Source organism: Neorhizobium sp. BETTINA12A (genome assembly GCF_023006485.1).
GTDB lineage: Bacteria > Pseudomonadota > Alphaproteobacteria > Rhizobiales > Rhizobiaceae > Neorhizobium.
In genome coordinates, this window is record NZ_JALBGW010000035.1 from 21,883 (window position 1) to 38,852 (window position 16,970).

The 16,970-nt window shown below is 62.3% G+C and carries 16 protein-coding genes; 6 read left to right on the forward strand and 10 right to left on the reverse strand.

Annotated features, from left to right (window positions below; genetic code table 11):
• Nucleotide 1 precedes the first annotated feature (1 nt).
• Entirely contained in the window at nucleotides 2–385 is a 384-nt protein-coding gene (locus MOV61_RS12140; protein WP_247136750.1) for a hypothetical protein, read from the reverse strand.
• 227 nt (nucleotides 386–612) lie between these two features.
• On the opposite strand from MOV61_RS12140, the gene MOV61_RS12145 reads away from it, so the two are divergent.
• The 3 genes from MOV61_RS12145 to MOV61_RS12155 all read left to right on the forward strand — a co-directional run bounded on the left by MOV61_RS12145 (nucleotide 613) and on the right by MOV61_RS12155 (nucleotide 3,575).
• The gene (locus MOV61_RS12145; protein ID WP_247136751.1) at nucleotides 613–1,791 is read left to right on the forward strand and encodes a GGDEF domain-containing protein; all 1,179 of its coding nucleotides are present in this window, start codon (nucleotides 613–615) and stop codon (nucleotides 1,789–1,791) included.
• A gap of 85 nt (nucleotides 1,792–1,876) precedes the next feature.
• Nucleotides 1,877–2,572, forward strand: a complete 696-nt coding sequence (locus tag MOV61_RS12150) for an orotate phosphoribosyltransferase (protein WP_046630533.1) — start codon at nucleotides 1,877–1,879, stop codon at nucleotides 2,570–2,572.
• 76 nt (nucleotides 2,573–2,648) lie between these two features.
• The gene (locus tag MOV61_RS12155) at nucleotides 2,649–3,575 is read left to right on the forward strand and encodes a carbohydrate kinase (RefSeq protein WP_247136752.1); all 927 of its coding nucleotides are present in this window, start codon (nucleotides 2,649–2,651) and stop codon (nucleotides 3,573–3,575) included.
• A 58-nt stretch (nucleotides 3,576–3,633) separates the two neighbouring features.
• Here MOV61_RS12155 and pgi read toward each other — a convergent pair whose 3' ends face one another.
• From pgi to MOV61_RS12170, 3 genes are all read right to left on the reverse strand, one after another.
• A complete protein-coding gene (gene pgi, locus MOV61_RS12160) occupies nucleotides 3,634–5,259 on the reverse strand; it encodes a glucose-6-phosphate isomerase (RefSeq protein ID WP_247136753.1) in 1,626 nt (541 codons plus the stop codon).
• Between the two features lie 87 nt (nucleotides 5,260–5,346).
• Nucleotides 5,347–6,591, reverse strand: coding sequence for an alpha/beta hydrolase (locus MOV61_RS12165; RefSeq protein ID WP_247136754.1), 1,245 nt, complete (start codon nucleotides 6,589–6,591; stop codon nucleotides 5,347–5,349).
• A 137-nt stretch (nucleotides 6,592–6,728) separates the two neighbouring features.
• Complete coding sequence (locus MOV61_RS12170; protein ID WP_038539343.1) at nucleotides 6,729–8,426, reverse strand: long-chain fatty acid--CoA ligase; 1,698 nt, start codon at nucleotides 8,424–8,426, stop codon at nucleotides 6,729–6,731.
• 266 nt (nucleotides 8,427–8,692) lie between these two features.
• On the opposite strand from MOV61_RS12170, the gene MOV61_RS12175 reads away from it, so the two are divergent.
• Both MOV61_RS12175 and MOV61_RS12180 read left to right on the forward strand, forming a co-directional pair.
• A complete protein-coding gene (locus tag MOV61_RS12175) occupies nucleotides 8,693–9,085 on the forward strand; it encodes a PRC-barrel domain-containing protein (RefSeq protein ID WP_247136755.1) in 393 nt (130 codons plus the stop codon).
• A gap of 98 nt (nucleotides 9,086–9,183) precedes the next feature.
• Nucleotides 9,184–10,296 (forward strand): hypothetical protein, encoded by a 1,113-nt coding sequence (locus MOV61_RS12180; protein WP_247136756.1) that lies wholly within the window; start codon nucleotides 9,184–9,186, stop codon nucleotides 10,294–10,296.
• A gap of 19 nt (nucleotides 10,297–10,315) precedes the next feature.
• Here MOV61_RS12180 and nadE read toward each other — a convergent pair whose 3' ends face one another.
• From nadE to MOV61_RS12200, 4 genes are all read right to left on the reverse strand, one after another.
• On the reverse strand, nucleotides 10,316–11,314 hold the full coding sequence (gene nadE / locus MOV61_RS12185) for an NAD(+) synthase (protein ID WP_247136757.1): 999 nt from the start codon (nucleotides 11,312–11,314) through the stop codon (nucleotides 10,316–10,318).
• Nucleotides 11,311–12,864 (reverse strand): class I adenylate-forming enzyme family protein, encoded by a 1,554-nt coding sequence (locus MOV61_RS12190; protein ID WP_247136758.1) that lies wholly within the window; start codon nucleotides 12,862–12,864, stop codon nucleotides 11,311–11,313. The genes nadE and MOV61_RS12190 overlap by 4 nt, the downstream gene beginning before the upstream one ends.
• A gap of 10 nt (nucleotides 12,865–12,874) precedes the next feature.
• Nucleotides 12,875–13,129, reverse strand: coding sequence for an acyl carrier protein (locus MOV61_RS12195; RefSeq protein ID WP_247136759.1), 255 nt, complete (start codon nucleotides 13,127–13,129; stop codon nucleotides 12,875–12,877).
• A gap of 211 nt (nucleotides 13,130–13,340) precedes the next feature.
• Nucleotides 13,341–14,291 carry a D-2-hydroxyacid dehydrogenase gene (locus MOV61_RS12200; RefSeq protein ID WP_247136760.1) on the reverse strand — a complete coding sequence of 317 codons (951 nt, stop codon included), beginning with the start codon at nucleotides 14,289–14,291 and terminating at the stop codon, nucleotides 13,341–13,343.
• 126 nt (nucleotides 14,292–14,417) lie between these two features.
• On the opposite strand from MOV61_RS12200, the gene MOV61_RS12205 reads away from it, so the two are divergent.
• Nucleotides 14,418–15,533: an NAD(P)/FAD-dependent oxidoreductase gene (locus MOV61_RS12205; RefSeq protein ID WP_247136761.1), complete on the forward strand. Its 1,116-nt coding sequence runs from the start codon at nucleotides 14,418–14,420 to the stop codon at nucleotides 15,531–15,533.
• Nucleotides 15,534–15,551: 18 nt separating this feature from the next.
• On the opposite strand, the gene MOV61_RS12210 is transcribed toward MOV61_RS12205, so the two are convergent.
• A complete protein-coding gene (locus MOV61_RS12210; RefSeq protein ID WP_247136762.1) occupies nucleotides 15,552–16,478 on the reverse strand; it encodes a dihydrodipicolinate synthase family protein in 927 nt (308 codons plus the stop codon).
• A partial coding sequence (locus tag MOV61_RS12215; protein WP_247136763.1) for a ribonuclease activity regulator RraA occupies nucleotides 16,478–16,970 on the reverse strand: 493 nt, incomplete at its 5' end. The genes MOV61_RS12210 and MOV61_RS12215, both read right to left, overlap by 1 nt.

Genomic DNA, 16,970 nt, shown 5'->3' on the forward strand with positions numbered 1-16,970 from the left:
CCTATTTCACGGGGCGGCATACACCGACATCGTCCGGGCTTGGCCGACCGGCATTCAGGTCTTCGAGCTGCGGTAGGGGGCCTGCGCTGCCGGCATGGCTTTCGAAGACCTTTCGGTCGATCTTGACCTGGCGTCCCGCTGACGTGAAAGCAACCATGCCGGCTTTTCCGACATAGGCGGACGTTGCTGTCATCAGGCAAAACTCCCGGGTCTTGTCTTTCGACAGGAACCAGCCTTGTGCGCCGCTCGGGCCGCGTGTCAGCTTGCCCGTCTTGTACCCTTGGCTGATCAGTTCCTTATAGGATGCGGCCTGGACTGGAGTGGCAATGGAAACCGCAACCATGGCGACGACGGCAAGAAATGCCCTAAGAAAATTTACGGACATATGGAAACGCTCCCCCTGTGTGCGATGGAGAATGCATAGCGACGCGGGACCTGGATGTACATCCATTCCGTGTAGTTCGCGGCGATCTATAAACGAGATTGCTGATGAAACGGCTTCGGATGGGACAGATAACACGTGATCGATCTGGTAACCTTTTGGATAGAATCCGGGCTTAGCTTGGCGCCCAAGATTTTCCCGCGGGGATGTACCCGAAGAGAAAGCTAGGCATGATGCTCGACTACCATTCTCTTCTGCTCGCGCTGGGCGTCTCGGCGGCGTGCCTGATGGTGACGCTGTTCGGCACATGGTATTCGCGTCGCACCGATTCCTTCCTTCTTACCCTTGTCATCGCGCTCTGCCTCACTGTCTCGGGCATTTTCGCCTATAGTTCCTATACGGTAGAGGCCGACGTCATCGGTGCCTCGATCGCCTATACGTTCCTGATGGCGGGGTTCGGCACGATCTATGCGGCATCGGTGCAGTTCCGCAGCGGCAACCGGCCCTGGATCATGGCCGGTGCCATCACCGCCGCCTCCGTGACTGTCGGCCTGCCCTTGATGATTACCGGCCTCGACGGCGTCGGGTTCATCGTCATGAACCTTGCCACGGCCGGGCTGCTCCTCGAAACCGCCAGGCAATATTGGCGGGCACGCCGGGAGGCGCCGGGACCGCTCATCGGAATGGCGGTGCTCTACGCCGCCACCGCGGTGTCTTTCGCGCTATGTGCCGTCGTCCTGATCGACGGGCAACAATGGGTGCTGGGCCACGCGCCCGACAACTGGGCCGAAAACCTCAATATCGCTGTCTGCATCGCCGGCATGACCGGCATCGGCGCGCTGTCGCTGGCGCTCCACCAGTGGCGCATGGCGGCCCACCATCGCCACGATGCGATGACCGATGCGCTGACAGGGCTTCTCAACCGCCGCGCTCTCTTCGAGCAGCATGCCCATCGCACGCTCGGTTCGTCGACCGCGGTCATCGTTTTCGATATCGACCGGTTCAAGTCCATCAACGATCAGCATGGCCATGCCGCCGGCGACCAGGTGCTGAGGTTGTTTGCCGAAGACCTCGCGAGCGGCATGAAAACCCGCCATACCGTCGCGCGGCTTGGCGGCGAGGAATTCGTGATGATCCTCGACGGAGTCCTTCCCGGACGGGCTGAGCGGATTGCCAACGACATCTCCCGCCGCTTCGCCGCCCGCGACATCGTCATCGGCGAGGCTATGCTGAAATGCACCGTCAGCGCCGGTGTGGCGGTCGGTGCCCCGGAAGGCCAGCCTTTCGAAACCGTGCTGGGCCTCGCCGACACCGCGCTCTACGAAGCAAAACGGGCCGGCCGCGACCGCGTGCATGTCGCCGGCTATCTGCGGCCGGTGGACCTGACCGAAACCCGCACCACCGCCTGATCCCCTCCTTATTTTCCACATCGTCTGGCATACTCTGCCGCATGCTGCTATTGCGGCGCGTGGTTTTGACAAAAGGAGCGGGCGCATGATTCAAACCACATTTCCAGACCGCGGCGTGATGGCCGAACTGATGGCAAAGATGCTCTGGGAGATCGGAGCGGTTCATTTCAGCGCCGACAAGCCCTACAAGTTCGCCTCCGGCCTGATGAGCCCGGTCTATATCGACTGCCGCAAGCTGATTTCCTATCCGCGCATCCGCTCGGCGATCATGGATTTTGCGGCCGCGACGGTCATGCGCGACGCCGGTTTCGAGAAGTTCGACTGCGTTGCCGGCGGCGAGACGGCGGGCATCCCCTTCGCGGCTTTCCTTGCCGAACGCTTGGGCTTGCCGATGATCTATGTCCGCAAGGCGCCGAAGGGCCACGGCCGCAATGCGCAGATCGAGGGCCATCTGCCGGAAGGCGCGCGCGTGCTGGTCATTGAGGACCTGACGACCGCCGGCGGCAGCATGTTCAAGTTCATCGATGCGATCCGCGCCGCCGGCGCTACCGTTGATCACGGCATCGCGCTCTTCTTCTACGATATTTTCCCGGAAGCCTACGAGCGTTTCTCGAACGGCCAGGTAAAGCTGCATCACATCGCCACCTGGCGCAACGTCCTGGCGGCAGCCAGGGAAGGCAAGCTTTTCGATGACAACACGCTCTCGGAAGTCGAGGCCTTCCTCGACGCGCCGCTGGCCTGGTCGGGACGCAATGGCGGCGTCAGCGAGATCGCTCTCTGATTTTTTGCTCTGGCCTTTTGGCAAAAGCTCGCTTAATCGATTGAAAATTGCTGAGAAAGCGCGCGGGAGGATTTTTATGATTTTGTGCTGCGGCGAAGCCCTGATCGATATGCTTCCGCGTGACACCACGCTCGGTGAAAAAGGCTTTGCGCCTTACGCCGGCGGTGCGATCTTCAACACCGCGATAGCGCTTGGGCGGCTCGGGCAGCCGACCGCGTTTTTCACCGGCATTTCCGATGACTTGATGGGCGATGTCCTGCGGGACACGTTGGCAAAGAGCGGCGTGGACTACAGCCTTGCGGCTGTCTCTTCTCGCCCGACCACGATTGCCTTCGTGAAACTCGTCAACGGCCAGGCGACCTATGCATTCTACGACGAAGGCACTGCCGGCCGGATGATCACCGAGGCCGACCTGCCGGTGCTCGGCGATGACTGCGAAGCCATGCATTTCGGCGCGATCAGCCTGATCCCCGAACCCTGCGGCGCGACCTACGAGGCGCTGATGGCGCGCGAATACCGCAAGCGGGTGATCTCCTTCGATCCGAACATCCGCCCCGGCTTCATCAAGGACAAACCGAAGCACATGGACCGCGTCCGCCGGATGGCCGCCATGTCCGACATCATCAAGTTCTCCGACGAGGATCTCGACTGGTTCGGCATGCAAGGCGACCATGACACGCTGGCTGCGCATTGGCTGGACCAGGGCGCCAAGCTGGTGGTCCTCACCCGTGGGGCGGATGGCGCCACCGGTTATACCAAAAACTTCAAGGTTTCGGTGCCGAGCGAGCGCGTGACGGTGGTCGATACAGTCGGCGCAGGTGATACGTTCGATGCGGGCATTCTGGCCTCGCTGAAGATGCAGGACCTGCTGACCAAGGAAAAGGTTGCGGGCTTGACCGAGGATGCCGTGAGCAAAGCTCTCGCACTCGGCGCAAAGGCCGCTGCCGTCACGGTATCGCGGGCGGGCGCCAACCCGCCTTTCGCCCATGAGATCGGTCTCTGAGGTCCTATCTTCGGTCTGCAAAGGGAAATAGTTCGGCCCCCTGATGAGGGCCGAAAAGTCATTTCCGGGCCGCTAGCAGCGCCTTCACCAGCCCCTGCGTCGAGGCATCGTGGCCGGAAGCACTTTCCTTGCCTTCCACGACGGGCAGCAGGCCGGTCGCCAGTTCCTTGCCGAGCTCGACGCCCCACTGGTCGAACGAGTTGATGCGGAAGAGCACGCCTTCGACGAACACCCGATGTTCGTAGAGCGCGATCAGCCGGCCGAGCGCAAACGGTGTCAGCTTGTCGTGGACGAAGGTGATCGAAGGGCGATTGCCCGTGAAGACGCGATGTGGCGCGATGAAATCGGCTTGCTTGTCATCCATGCCCTTGTCGGTCAGCTGCTTCTTGGCCTCCTCGAAGGTGCGGCCCTTCATCAGCGCTTCCGACTGCGCCAGGACGTTGGCGATCAAAAGCTCGTGTTGGTGGCGCAGGTGCGGCTCGAAACTGTTGGCGGCGATCATGAACTCGGCCGGGATGACGGTCGTGCCCTGGTGGATGAGCTGATAGAAGGCGTGCTGGCCGTTGGTGCCGGGTTCGCCCCAGACGACAGGACCGGAATTGCCCTCGACCGGCGTGCCGTCGATCGTCACGCCCTTGCCGTTCGATTCCATGTCGAGCTGCTGTAGATAGGCCGGGAAGCGCAGCAGCCGCTGGTCATACGGCAGGATAGCGCGCGACGGGTAGCCGAGAACGTTGCGGTGGTAGAAGCCGATCAGGCCAAGCAGCATCGGCAGGTTCTGGCGCACCGGCGCGGTGCGGAAATGGGTGTCCATCGCATGCGCGCCGTCCAGGAACTTGCCGAAGTTCTCTGGGCCGACGGCGATCATCAAAGGCAGGCCGATTGCCGACCAGATCGAATACCGTCCGCCGACCCAATCCCAGAACCCGAAGATGCGGTCGCTGTCGATGCCGAAGGCGGCGACCTTGTCGAGCGCGGTGGAGACGGCGCAGAAGTGATGCCCGACGGCCGCCTCCCCGAGCTTGTCGGCGATGAAGGCGCGCGCCGAGGCAGCATTGGTCATCGTCTCGACGGTCGTGAAGGTCTTCGAGGCGACGATGAACAGCGTTGTCTCCGCGTCGAGCAGCTTCAGCGTGTCGGCGATATGCGCGCCATCGACGTTAGAGACGAAATGCGCCCGCGGACCGTCATGGAAAGGCGCCAGCGCCAGGGTGACCATAACCGGGCCGAGATCGGAGCCGCCGATGCCGATATTGACGATATCGGTGATTTTTTTGCCGGTCGCGCCCTTCAGCGCGCCCGAACGGATGCCGTCGGCGAACTTGCCCATGGCGGCGAGCACGCCGTTGACATCCGGCATCACGTCCTTGCCGTCGACTAGGACGGGCGTATTGGAGCGGTTGCGCAGTGCCGTATGCAGCACGGCGCGGCCTTCGGTGAAGTTGATCGCGACGCCCGAGAACATCTCCTCGCGCTTCTTGGCGACGCCGCCCGCATCCGCCAGCTTTTCGAGCAGCACCATGATCTCGTCGTTCACCGCCGTCTTGGAATAGTCCATCAGGAGATCGTCGAAAACGGCGCTGAACTTGGCGAAACGGCCGGAATCGGCTGCAAAGGCGGCGCGGATATCCGTGGCATTGGTTTTCGCGACGGTGGACTTCAGGTCTTGGACGATGGCCTGCATGGGTGATTCCTCGGCACTCGAAATGGGATGATCGGGAACCTATTCCGTTTTGATGTCAAATCAAGCACGGCCGTGGCGGCGATGCGTTTATTGTCCAACCGCCGTTTCGACGGCATTGCCGACCGAATTGCCGAAGCGGTCGACCTGGTCCTTGTAGTTCCGGCGGGTGGTCGGATCGAAGATGGCGATCGGCGTGCTGACGGCTACGCTGGCGGCGCTGCCCACGGTCTGAGCCGTGCCGAGGGCCACGGCGCCGAGCGTCTCGCCGAGCCCGACGTCCGAGTCGGTCACCGTCTGCCCGGCGATCAGCCGGTTGCCGATCAGCCTCACCACCTCCGGGCTTTCGGCAAATTTTCCGTGGTTCAGCCGGTCGCCGGTCTTGAGCGCGGTGAGGTCGAGCACGACAATGCCGGCTTTCTCGAATTCGCTGCGATAGGGTTCGACAGTCGGATCCACCTGGCCGAGCCGGTCGATATTGCCGGAAATCCGTCGCGACAGGCTGAGCGCCCGGTCGTCGCGGGAAACGAATAGCGTGAAATGTGGCCGCTTTTCGCCGATCTCGGCAAGCTGCTGGCCGAACACGTCGACATCGAGGTCGGGGGAGGCAAGGATGACGTTCTGGATCTTCGGCGCCACCCGGCCGTCGCGGATCGCCATCTGCCGGAGTGCCTCGACGGTCAGCCACGATCCCATCGAATGGGCCATGACGGTGATCTCGTCGACATTCGGTTCTTTCGCCAGCCGTCGCAGCATCTCCTCTAGCGCATCGCGGGAATAGTTGGTGCTTTCCTTGTCGTAATTATAGGCAAAGATGCTGCCGCGTGACGGCCAGGTGAACAGGACCGGAGCCACGTCGGCGTTGGAGTCATGGACGATCTGGGCAAAGCGGTAGACGGCATCCTCGTAGCGATTGTTGAAGCCGTGCACGAAGACGAACACCCGCCTGCTCTTGCCCAGGTGGCCCTTGAGCCAGGATTGAGCCACCGGGGGGGCAAGCGGCGTCACGGAAACCGTCGCGAACTCCTTGGCAGGATTGGCGGGAAGCTTCGACGGCCACTGCACCTGCCCGACTTCGCGAGCCTTGTCGGGCGGGATGGAAACGGCAATCTCGGTGACGACAGGTTCCTTGCCGCGCTCGCCGGAAAACAGCACGCCGGGCGTCTCGGTCGGGCGCCGCGTAGTTGCCACCAGCACGTCAACCTTCGAGGTCCCGGCTGCTTGCGTCTGGGTCGGAATGAGCACGCCTTCGGGGCGCCCCGCGCAGCCCGCAAGAACGCTCAGCACCGTGAGAACGGCAATCACATGAAACGAAAATCCGGCGCGGCTTTCCAAGCGAACTCCAACATGCTTTGCCCAGCCCCCGCGGAAAGGGCTAATCAAGGACTGCCGCATCGTCCACCGCTAACGGAAGGATTCCGGCTTTACGGCACACGCTTGGTCGTCATCTGTCGCAGCGTTGCAACGGTAGGTTAGCCGCGCAGCTCCCGCCGCAGGATTTTGCCGACATTGGATTTCGGCAGCTCGGTGCGGAATTCGATGAAACGCGGGCGCTTGTAGCCGGTCAGGTTGGTCACGCAATGGGCCTTGACGTCCGCCTCCGTCAGGTTCGGGTCCTTCTTGACCACGAAGAGCTTCACCGCCTCGCCGGAATGTTCGTCCGGCACGCCGATCGCTGCACATTCCAGCACGCCGGGATGGGTCGCCACGACTTCCTCGACCTCGTTCGGATAGACGTTGAAGCCGGAGACGAGGATCATGTCCTTCTTGCGGTCGACGATTTTGGTATAGCCCTGGCGGTCCATGTAGCCCATGTCGCCGGTCCGGAAATAACCGTCCGCCGTCATGACCTTGGCGGTTTCGTCCGGGCGGTTCCAGTAACCGGCCATCACCTGCGGGCCGCGGATGCAGATCTCGCCGACATCGCCGAGTTCCACCTCGGAATCGTCGTCGTTACGGATCGAGATTTCCGTAGACGAGATGGGAAGCCCGATCATGCCGCTGAATTCTGTGGCGTCGAGCCGGTTTGCGGTGGCGACCGGCGAGGTTTCCGACAGGCCGTAACCTTCGGTGATCTGGCTATGGGTCATCTTCAGCCAGCGTTCGGCGACCGGTCGCTGCACCGACATGCCGCCGCCAAAAACAAGGATCATCGAGGAGAAATCCAGCTTCTGGAAGTCCGGATTGTTCATCAACGCATTGAACAGCGTGTTGAGCCCGGGGAAGACGTGGATCTTGTACTTCTGCAGTTCCTTGACGAAGGCCGGAATGTCACGCGGGTTGGCGATCAGGATATTATGGCTGCCGGTGGCAACCCCCATCAGCGAATTCACCGTCAGCGCAAAGATGTGATAGAGCGGCAGTGCGCAGAGGAACTGGATCTGCTCCGGGCGCGGCTTGTTGAGGAAGGCGGTTTCCAGCCACAGGGCCATCTGTTCCTTGTTGGCAAGCAGGTTGGCATGGGTGAGGATCGCGCCCTTGGAGATGCCGGTCGTGCCGCCGGTATACTGCAGGAAGGCGATATCGCGAGGCGAGACCTCGACCGCATTCATCGTTTGCCGGGCGCCTTCGGCAATCACCTGCTTGAAGCTTCTGGCCGATGGCAGCGACCATTCCGGCACCAGTTTCTTCACCTTGCGCACGACCAGATTGACGATATGGCCCTTCAAGCCGAGCATGTCGCCCATCGTGGCGACGACGACGTGCTTGATCTCCGTCTGCGGCAAGGCCTGCTGTACGGTGTGGGCGAAGTTTTCAAGTACGAAGATCGCCTTGGCACCGGCATCCTTGAGCTGGTAGGCCAGTTCGCGCGGCGTATAGAGCGGGTTGATGTTGACGACGACCATGCCGACGCGAAGGATGCCGTAGACGATCACAGGGTTCTGGAGAATGTTCGGCAGCATCACCGCCACGCGATCGCCCTTGACCAGGCCCTGGGCCTGCAGCCAGGCGCCGACCTTGCGGCTTTCCGCTTCGAGCGCTCGGTAGGTGAGCGCCTTGCCCATGCTTGAAAAGGCGGGGCGGTCGGCATAGCGCGCGCAGCTTTCCTCGAACAGTGCTCCGAGGGATTGATGCTGCAGCGGCGGGATTTCGGCCGGCACTGTCGGCGGGTAGGAGGCAAGCCAGATCTTGGGCGGATTGGCACCGGTACGTGCGGTGACTTCGTTCATGCTGGACTTCCTCTATCGTTTTTCTTGTTATCCCGCGCTTTCCGGCGCGTGCGGGCCAGGTCCTCCACCTCCCCGCGAACAACAGCTTATGCCATGCCACGGTAGCATCAAGCCATAGGCACAGATTTAAACAGCTATCTAACTTTGACGTAAACGTCAAAGACGGCGTAGGCGAGCGTATTTGGACGAACAGCGGAACATCCGAAAGGCTATGGCGTTTTCCCAACCTAACAAAATGCATGAGGAATCACAAAGGAGGCGCGCAAATGTTGCACCAAGAACCACGAGCCGGACAGGACCCCTATGTCAAGGACAGCACATCGCTGATCGCCAGCGACAAGGTCGAAGGGACAAAGGTTTATGGCGCCGACGGCAAGCATATCGGCTCCATCGTTCGCGTGCTTCTCGAAAAGCGCGGCGGCCGCGTCGGATATGCGGTCTTGAGCTTCGGCGGCTTTCTCGGCATCGGTGACGACTATTACCCGCTGCCTTGGGAAAAGCTTCGTTATGACGAACAACTCGATGGCTACCGCATCGACTTGACCAAGGACCAGATCACCGGCGCCCCGCGTTACCGCGACCTGGACGACGATACCTGGTACAACGACAAGGGCCGGACGATCTACGACTATTATGGTGTTCCGCCCTACTGGATGTAAGCGTTCCGCCAATAGAAATCCGGAGGCTCCGCGTTGCGAGGCCTCTTTTCGTTTATTTAATTCTCCTGATGCAAGGTCCTCGTGACAAGGGGACGGCGATGACGGGAAAGACGGAGGCGGGCACGGTCCGCGATTTCGAGCGCGGTGATATCGAAGCGGTAGCGCAGCTTTTCCAGGAGACGTTTCGCAAGTCGAAAGCGCCGTCGCCCTCATTGATCGCCTATCTGGAAGAAGCCTTTTTCGATCATCCCTGGGCTGAGCCCGACATCCGGTCCAAGGTGTTTGCGGAGGCTGATGGAAGGGTCTCCGGTTTCATCGGCGTCTTTCCGTCGCGGCTGGAGCTCGATGGCCGGCCGCTTCGCGCAGCCTTTGCCGGCTCGATGATGGTTCGGAACCCGAAGGAAAATCCACTCGCCGGTGCGCGGCTGCTGCGCTCCTTCCTCACCGGCCCGCAGGATATCTCGCTGACAGAGACCGCCAATGCCACGGCGCTCGGCATGTGGCAGAAGGCCGGCCATCCGCTCGATCCCGGCTATAGCATGAACTGGCTGCGCATCCTCCGTCCGGCTTCCGCAGCGGTCGAGATCCTCGCCAGGCGGTTGCGGCCCGCAACCCTTTTACGTCCCCTCGGTCGGATTGCCGATCGCGGCGCAGCTTTGACCCGCATGACACCTCTTCGTCCGGCCGATCGCAGCGCCTCCAGGATCACCTTCCGGGATGTCACCCGCGAAGAATTCGGTACGTCACTTCTGACGCTTGCCCTGAATTATCCCCTTCGCCCGCGCTGGGATGGTCATTCTTTGGGATGGTTTCTGAGGCAGGCTGAGGACAAGCGGAGTTTCGGTTACCCCGAGTGGCGCGTCGGCTTTGCTCCCGACGGGCGACCGGTCGCAGCCTACGTCTATTTCACCGGTCCCGGCGAGATAGCCTGGCTGTTGCAGGCGCTGTCGGCCCCGAATGCGACCCCGGACCTCGTGGACGACCTGTTCGCGCACGCCTACGAGATAGGATGCTCCGGCATACGCGGCAGCGGACATGCATGGCTGATCCCGGCGCTGATGAGCCGCAAGACGATATTTTACGGCCGTTCCTTCTATGTCGCGCAGGCGCGCGACAAGAGCCTGCTGGAACCGATCAGGTCCGGGCAGGCGCTGATCAGCGGGCTTGCCGGCGAAGGCTGGACGCGGCTGATCGGTGACCGGTTCGACTGAGACGTCTCAGTCGAACCCACTAACCGAGCATCGTCACCGGTTCGGCATGCAGATATTCCGCCACCTTGCGTTTCGCAGCGATATTGCGCCAGACGGCGTCCACCTCGTCCGGCGTCAGCCCGGCGGCGTCACCGACCTCTTCCCGCGTGATGCCATTGTCGAGCCCGTAGAGACAGAGATCCATCCGGTCATAGGGCAGCGAGAAATAATACTCGTCCTGGCCCTGCGGCAGCGACCATGTGTCCGTCGTCGGCGGGCGCCGGCGGATGTCGGCGGGTACGCCGAGGGCTTCAGCCAGCTGATAGACCTGGCTCTTGTAGAGATGCGCGATCGGCTTGAAATCGGCGGCGCCATCGCCGTTCTTCACGAAGAAGCCCTGGTCGTATTCGAGCCGGTTCGGCGTGCCGGCGACGGCAAAGTTCAGCCGGTCGGCATGATAATACTCGATCTGCTTGCGGGTGCGCTGTTTCATGTTGGCGGCCGCGATCATGCCGAGATAGACCTCGAGCGGCATGCGATGGCGGCTCTGCTCGCCAGCCGGATTGGCGACCACCAACCAGGAAATATTGTAGCCGCGGCCGGTCAGCGCATTTTCCAGCACCACCTTACAGCCCCAGCCTTCGGAAAATTCCGGGACGATCTGGCGAATGAAGCCGTCGCGGCGGGTATAGCAGCCGGCCGCGGCAAGCGCCGGACCGATATCTTCGAGAACCGTTTCGACTCCGACCGCTTCCGCCAGCGCCTTGCCGAGCTTCAGGCTGTCCGGATCGGAATCATGTTCCGGCATGAAGATTCCCGTCACCTTGCCCGGACCGAGCGCGTGGGCGCAGAGGGCTGCGGTGACGCTGGAATCGATGCCGCCGGACAAGCCCAGCACCGCTCCGCGCTTGCGCAGATCCTTCAGCACCGTCTCCCGCAGCCAGCCGCAGATGCGCTCGATCTCGGCCTCCGCATCGAGCTTTAGCGTCTCGGCCGAGAATTTCTCCGCCCTCTGGGCCTGCTTCAGGCTCTGGATCATGCGACATTCCCCCGTGTGACTGTGTTTGTTTCATCCGCGCCGAGCCGGATCTTGCCGGTCGTCGTGCGCGGCAGTGCCTCGCGGAACTCGACGCTTTTCGGCACCATGTAATCTTCAAGCAACTGAGCGCAGTGGCGGATGACTTCCCGCTCGGTAAACGTCAAGCCGTCCTCCACCACCACATAGGCGCGGACGACCTGGCCGAAGATCGGGTCGTCGATGCCACCAACCGCCGCTTCCTTGATGCCGGGCAGCGCATAGAGCGCGCGCTCGACTTCCTGCGGGCTGACCTTTTCTCCGCGTGTCTTGATGATGTCGTCGCGCCGGCTGATGAAATAGAGGAATCCGTCCGCATCGGCGCGAAAAAGGTCGCCCGTATGCAGCCGTCTGCCGCCCGCAACCGGCGAAAGCGCACGCAAGGAGGTCAGGCCGCTGCCCCAGTAACCGGACATCACATGCGGTCCGTCGACGACAAGTTCGCCGATCGTGCCCGGAGGAGCGGGCCGTCCGTCCTCGTCGATCACGAAAGCGCTGGTGCCGGGAATGGCGCGGCCGACCGAAAGCGGCCTGCGGGAAACCTCTTCAGGCGGCAGGTAGGTGGCGCGCAGGCATTCCGTCTGGCCGTACATCAGGAAAAGCCGGGTGTCGGGAAAAAGCTGCTGCAGCCGTTCGGTAATGGCCGGCGGCATGGCCGCGGCGGCGCTGGTGATGGTGCGCAGATGCGGCAGGAAGCCGGGCCCCAGATCCTTCATGCCGGTAATCAGAGCGGCCATCGGCGGCACGAGCGGGAAACCCGTCGCCTTCACCTCTGCCAGCCGTTCGAGGATCTTCCGCGGGAAGGCGAAGCTCTTTTCGAGAACCAGCGTGCCGCCGGCCATCACCATCGTCACCACCTGGGTGATGCCGTAGCCGAAGGACAGCGGCAGGACGCTGAGCACGACGTCCTCGGCGATATTGCCGAGATAGGCAACGATAGCTTCGCAGGCGGCGGCGACATTGGCATGGGTCAGCATCACGCCCTTCGGCTGGCCGGTGGAGCCCGAAGTGTGAAGCAGCAGCGCCAGCGCTTCGGTGTCTTCGAGTTCCCTGAGCGGAACCCAAACCTCGCTGCGGACCAGATCTTCGAACCGCAATCCACAACCGAGATCGTCGCCGGCATCCGCCTGCGCGACGATCGTCAGCGGCTGCATCTTCGTCATGGAAATAGCCGTATTCACGGTCGCCCGTTGACGGCCCTGGGTAATGATCGCCGAAGCCTCGGTACTGTTGAGAATGACAGAGAGCTTTTCCGCCTTGATCGACGGATAAAGCGGGCAGGGCACGGCGCCCACCTTCCAGACGCCAAAGAAGCTGACCACCGCCTCATGGCCGTTGTCCAGCACCATCAGCACCCGGTCGCCGGGCTTGACGCCGCTGCGGGCAAGGCTGGCGGCGAGCCGGTCGGATGAGGCATCGAGTTCCGCATAGGTCAGCCGGGTGTCGCCCGCAACGAGCGCGCATTTGTCGCCGAAACGTCTGGCGCTGTCGCGGAGCCGGGCCTCTATGCGCATCGGCGCAGCCTCAGGCCGCTGCCAGCTTGGTCGTGAGGTAGCTGGTCATGTTGTCGATGCTGTCGAGGTTTTCCGGAACGATTTCCTCGTCGGCGACGGTGATGCCGTAGGTCTGCTCCAGAAAGGCGATCAGTTCGAGCACGCCGGTGGAATCGATCACGCCACTTTCGAGCAGCGACTGGTTGTTCGAAACCTCTGCGTCGGCGCGGAACAGGAAGTTTTCTGCGATGAACTCGCGCACGCTATTTTCGAATGCTTTCGCCATCGCCGGCCCTCTCCACAAACAAATTTGCCGCGCGGATGAGGCGCGGTCGGTTGGATAGGCATCTTCCGAGCTATCCCTGAATGTTTTGCTAAAGTCGAAAATACGTTTCTAACAATGTGTCGTTTATGGGCGAATTCATCTCCAGGCTGCATTCCGAGAGACGGCGATGGGAAATGGCGGATGTCATGACCTCTCCTCCGAGCGTGTCACCTCAGAGCACGTTGGACGGCGAGCCGTTTTCGAAATTCTCGACATGGGTGATGACCTGCGCCCAAAGCGTCTGCATCGCCTCGTCGCTCGCCCAGGCCACATGCGGGGTGAGGATGAAGTTCGGCCGTTCCAGGATCGTCAGCAGCGGATTGTCCGGTGCCGGCGGTTCCTTGGTCAGCACGTCGAAACCGGCGCCGCCGATCAGGCCCTCGTCGAGCGCGGTCACCAGATCGGCCTCGTTCACCAGCCCGCCGCGGGCGGTATTGATGATCAGCGGGTGCCGCTTCATCTTTCGGAACTCGGGCAGGCCGATGAGGTTGCGGGTCGCCGGCGTCAGCGGCATGTGGAAGGTGATGATATCAGACGTTTCCAGCACCTCGTCGAAGGCGGTGTAACCGGGCTCGACCTTTTCCGCATCTTTCCGGGCCGCGAAGATGACCTTCATGCCGAACGCCTCGGCGATCTTCGCCACCGACTTGCCGAGGGTGCCGCGGCCAAAAATGCCGAGCGTCGAACCGGCCAGATCCTTGATCGGATGGTTGAAGAAGCAGAACTGGTTGGCGCGCTGCCATTCGCCGGCGATCACGTCCTGGCGGAAACCGACGATCGAGCGGCGCAGCGCGAAGATCAGGCCGAACGTATGCTCCGGCACGGTGTTGACCGCATAACCGCGCACGTTGGAGACGGTGATGCCGCGCTCCTTGGCAAAGGCGAGGTCGATCACGTCATGGCCGGTCGCGGCGACCGCGATCATCTTCAGCTTCGGGGCATTGGCGATCGACTGTTCGCGCACCGGCGCCTTGTTGGTGATGACGATATCGGCATCCCCGATACGGGAAGCCACGTCCTCCGGCGCCGTCTTGCCGTACTCCACCCATTCATGAGCGAACGCGGGCCGGGTGATCGTCACCGAAGGGCCGATCGTGTCGCGGTCCAGAAACACGACCTTCATCGCGAAAATTCCTGCATGATTTGAAACTCCTCCCAATCGAACCATGGCGGCCGAAGCGCTGGCCGCAATGGATTTCTCGTATATCATCCCGCCCGCCGACCGGAAGGCAAAAGTGCGGAGAATGGCATGGGTGAAGTGTTGACGCTCGATTGCGTCGTGATCGGCGGCGGCGTGGTGGGGCTGGCGATAGCCCGCGAAATGGCAATCGCCGGGCGCGAGGTCGTGCTCCTGGAAGCCGAGCCGATGACCGGCAGCATCACCTCTTCCCGCAACAGCGAAGTCATCCACGCCGGGCTCTATTACCCGGGTGGCAGCCTCAAGGCCGAACTCTGCGTCGCCGGTAAGGAGAAGCTCTACGACTACTGCCGCGACCGACATATTCCGCACATGCGATGCGGCAAGCTGGTCGTCGCCTCGAACGAGGCCGAAGTCGCTTATCTCGAAAAACTGCTGAAACAGGCGCAAGCCAATGGCGTCGACGATTGCCGGCTGATCGACGGTGCCGAACTTGCCCGCCTCGAGCCGCAGATCACTGGCTTTGCAGCACTCGTCTCCCCCTCGACCGGCATCATCGACAGCCACCGCCTGATGGAAGCCTATATCGCCGACATCGAAGCGCATGGCGGCAGCGTTGTGCTGAACTCTCCCGTCCTTGGCGGCGAGTTTCTGGCCGGTGCCGTGCGGCTTTCGGTCGGCGGCCGCGATCCCGTGGAGATCGAGGCGAAACTGGTGGTGAATTCGGCCGGCTTAAGCGCCTGGGCGATCTCCGAAGGCATGATCGGCCTCGACAGGAGAACTATCCCTGAGCGCCACTACGCAAAAGGCTGTTACTTCTCATTGACCGGCCGCGCGCCGACGGAGCGGCTGATCTACCCGGTGCCGGAGACGGGCGGGCTCGGCATCCACCTGACGTTCGATCTCGCCGGCCAGGCGCGGTTCGGCCCGGATGTCGAATGGGTCGAGGCGATCGACTACGACGTCGATCCCCGCCGCGCTGACAAGTTCTATGGGGCGATCCGCCGCTACTGGCCAAATCTGCCGGACGGCGCCCTGCAGCCTGCCTATTCGGGCATGCGGCCGAAAGTAGTCGGTCCGAACGGGGGAGGGGCCGGCGACTTTATCATTCAGGGGCCTGAAACCACCGGCCACCCGGCCTATACCGCGCTCTACGGCATTGAATCTCCCGGCCTCACCGCCTCCTTGGCGGTCGCCGAAAGGGTGGCGCGCCTGACCTCGCGATGAGGGCAGGCGCTTGCCGCCTTAAAACGCCGCGCGCCTGTCGTGTTTGGCGAGACGGGTAAGCAGATAGTCAACTTCGGCCTTGGCGGTCGCGGAGAGCATCTGCGCCGGTTTGCGCTGCGCATCCGAGGTGATGACGCCGCGCCGTTTCAGCACGTGTTTGCGGATCGCCAGACCGATGCCGGCCTGCTGCTCGTAGCGGATCAATGGCAGATGCGCATCGAACAGGTCATGCGCCTCCTCGCGTTTGCCGGCGGCAAACAGGCCGATCAGTTCCGTCAGCATGTCGGGGAAACCGTAGCCGGTCATCGCGCCGTCGGCACCCCGTTCCGGTTCGAAATCGAGGAACATGCCGCCATTGCCGCAAAGGATCGAGAACGGGCGCAGCTCGCCCGCCTTCTGCATGGCGCGCAGCTTCGACACTTTTTCGAGACCCGGCCAGTCCTCATGCTTCAGCATCAGGCATGACGGGTGGTTGGTGATGATCCTGGCGATCACGCCCGGCGACATGACGACGGTCAGCGTCAGCGGATAATCCTGCAGCACCCACGGCACATCCTCACCGACCGCTTCGACCGCGCCGGCGAAATAGTTGACGATCTGGTCGTCGGTGCGTAGCGCCGGCGTCGGGGCGATCATCACGCCGGCAGCGCCCATGTCCATCGCATCGCGTGCCAGCGACCGCATGCCCGCAAAGCCCGGCGCCGAGACGCCGACGATGATCGGAACTTTGGCGCGAGAGACAACACGTTTGATGATGGCGCGGCTTTCCTCCGGCTCCATCTTCGGCGCTTCGCCCATGATCCCGAGAATGGTGATGCCGGTGCAGCCGCTCTCTTCATAAAAATCCGTCAGCCGGTCGATCGAGGTAAAATCGATTGATCCGTCTTCGAAGAACGGCGTGGTGGCGATGGCGTAGACGCCTTTGGATTCGATTCCGAAAGTCATTATTGCGCATCCTTCCAGGCCTGGTAGCGGGCTTTCGTTTCTGCATTCATCGGATAGAGGCCGGGCAGCGGCATGCCGCGGTCGACCTCGGTCATGATCCAGCCTTCCATGCGTTCCTGTTCCGGCGCCTCGGCGACGACCGCGTCGAGCAGCTTGGCGGGGATCAGCACCGCGCCGTCATCATCCACGACGACGATATCATCCGGGAAAACGGCAACGCCGCCGCAGGAGATCGGCTCCTGCCAGCCGACGAAAGTGAGGCCGGCGACGGAGGGTGGAGCGGCGATGCCGTCGCACCAGACCTTCATGCCGCTGCCAAGCACGCCTTCGGCATCACGCATCACGCCATCGGTCACAAGCCCGGCCACGCCGCGCTTCGCCATCCGCGAGCAGAGAATATCGCCAAAGATGCCGGCATCGGTGACGCCGAGCGCGTCGGCCACCGCTACGCAGCCTTCCGGCATGGCGACGATCGCCGCGCGGGTGGAGATC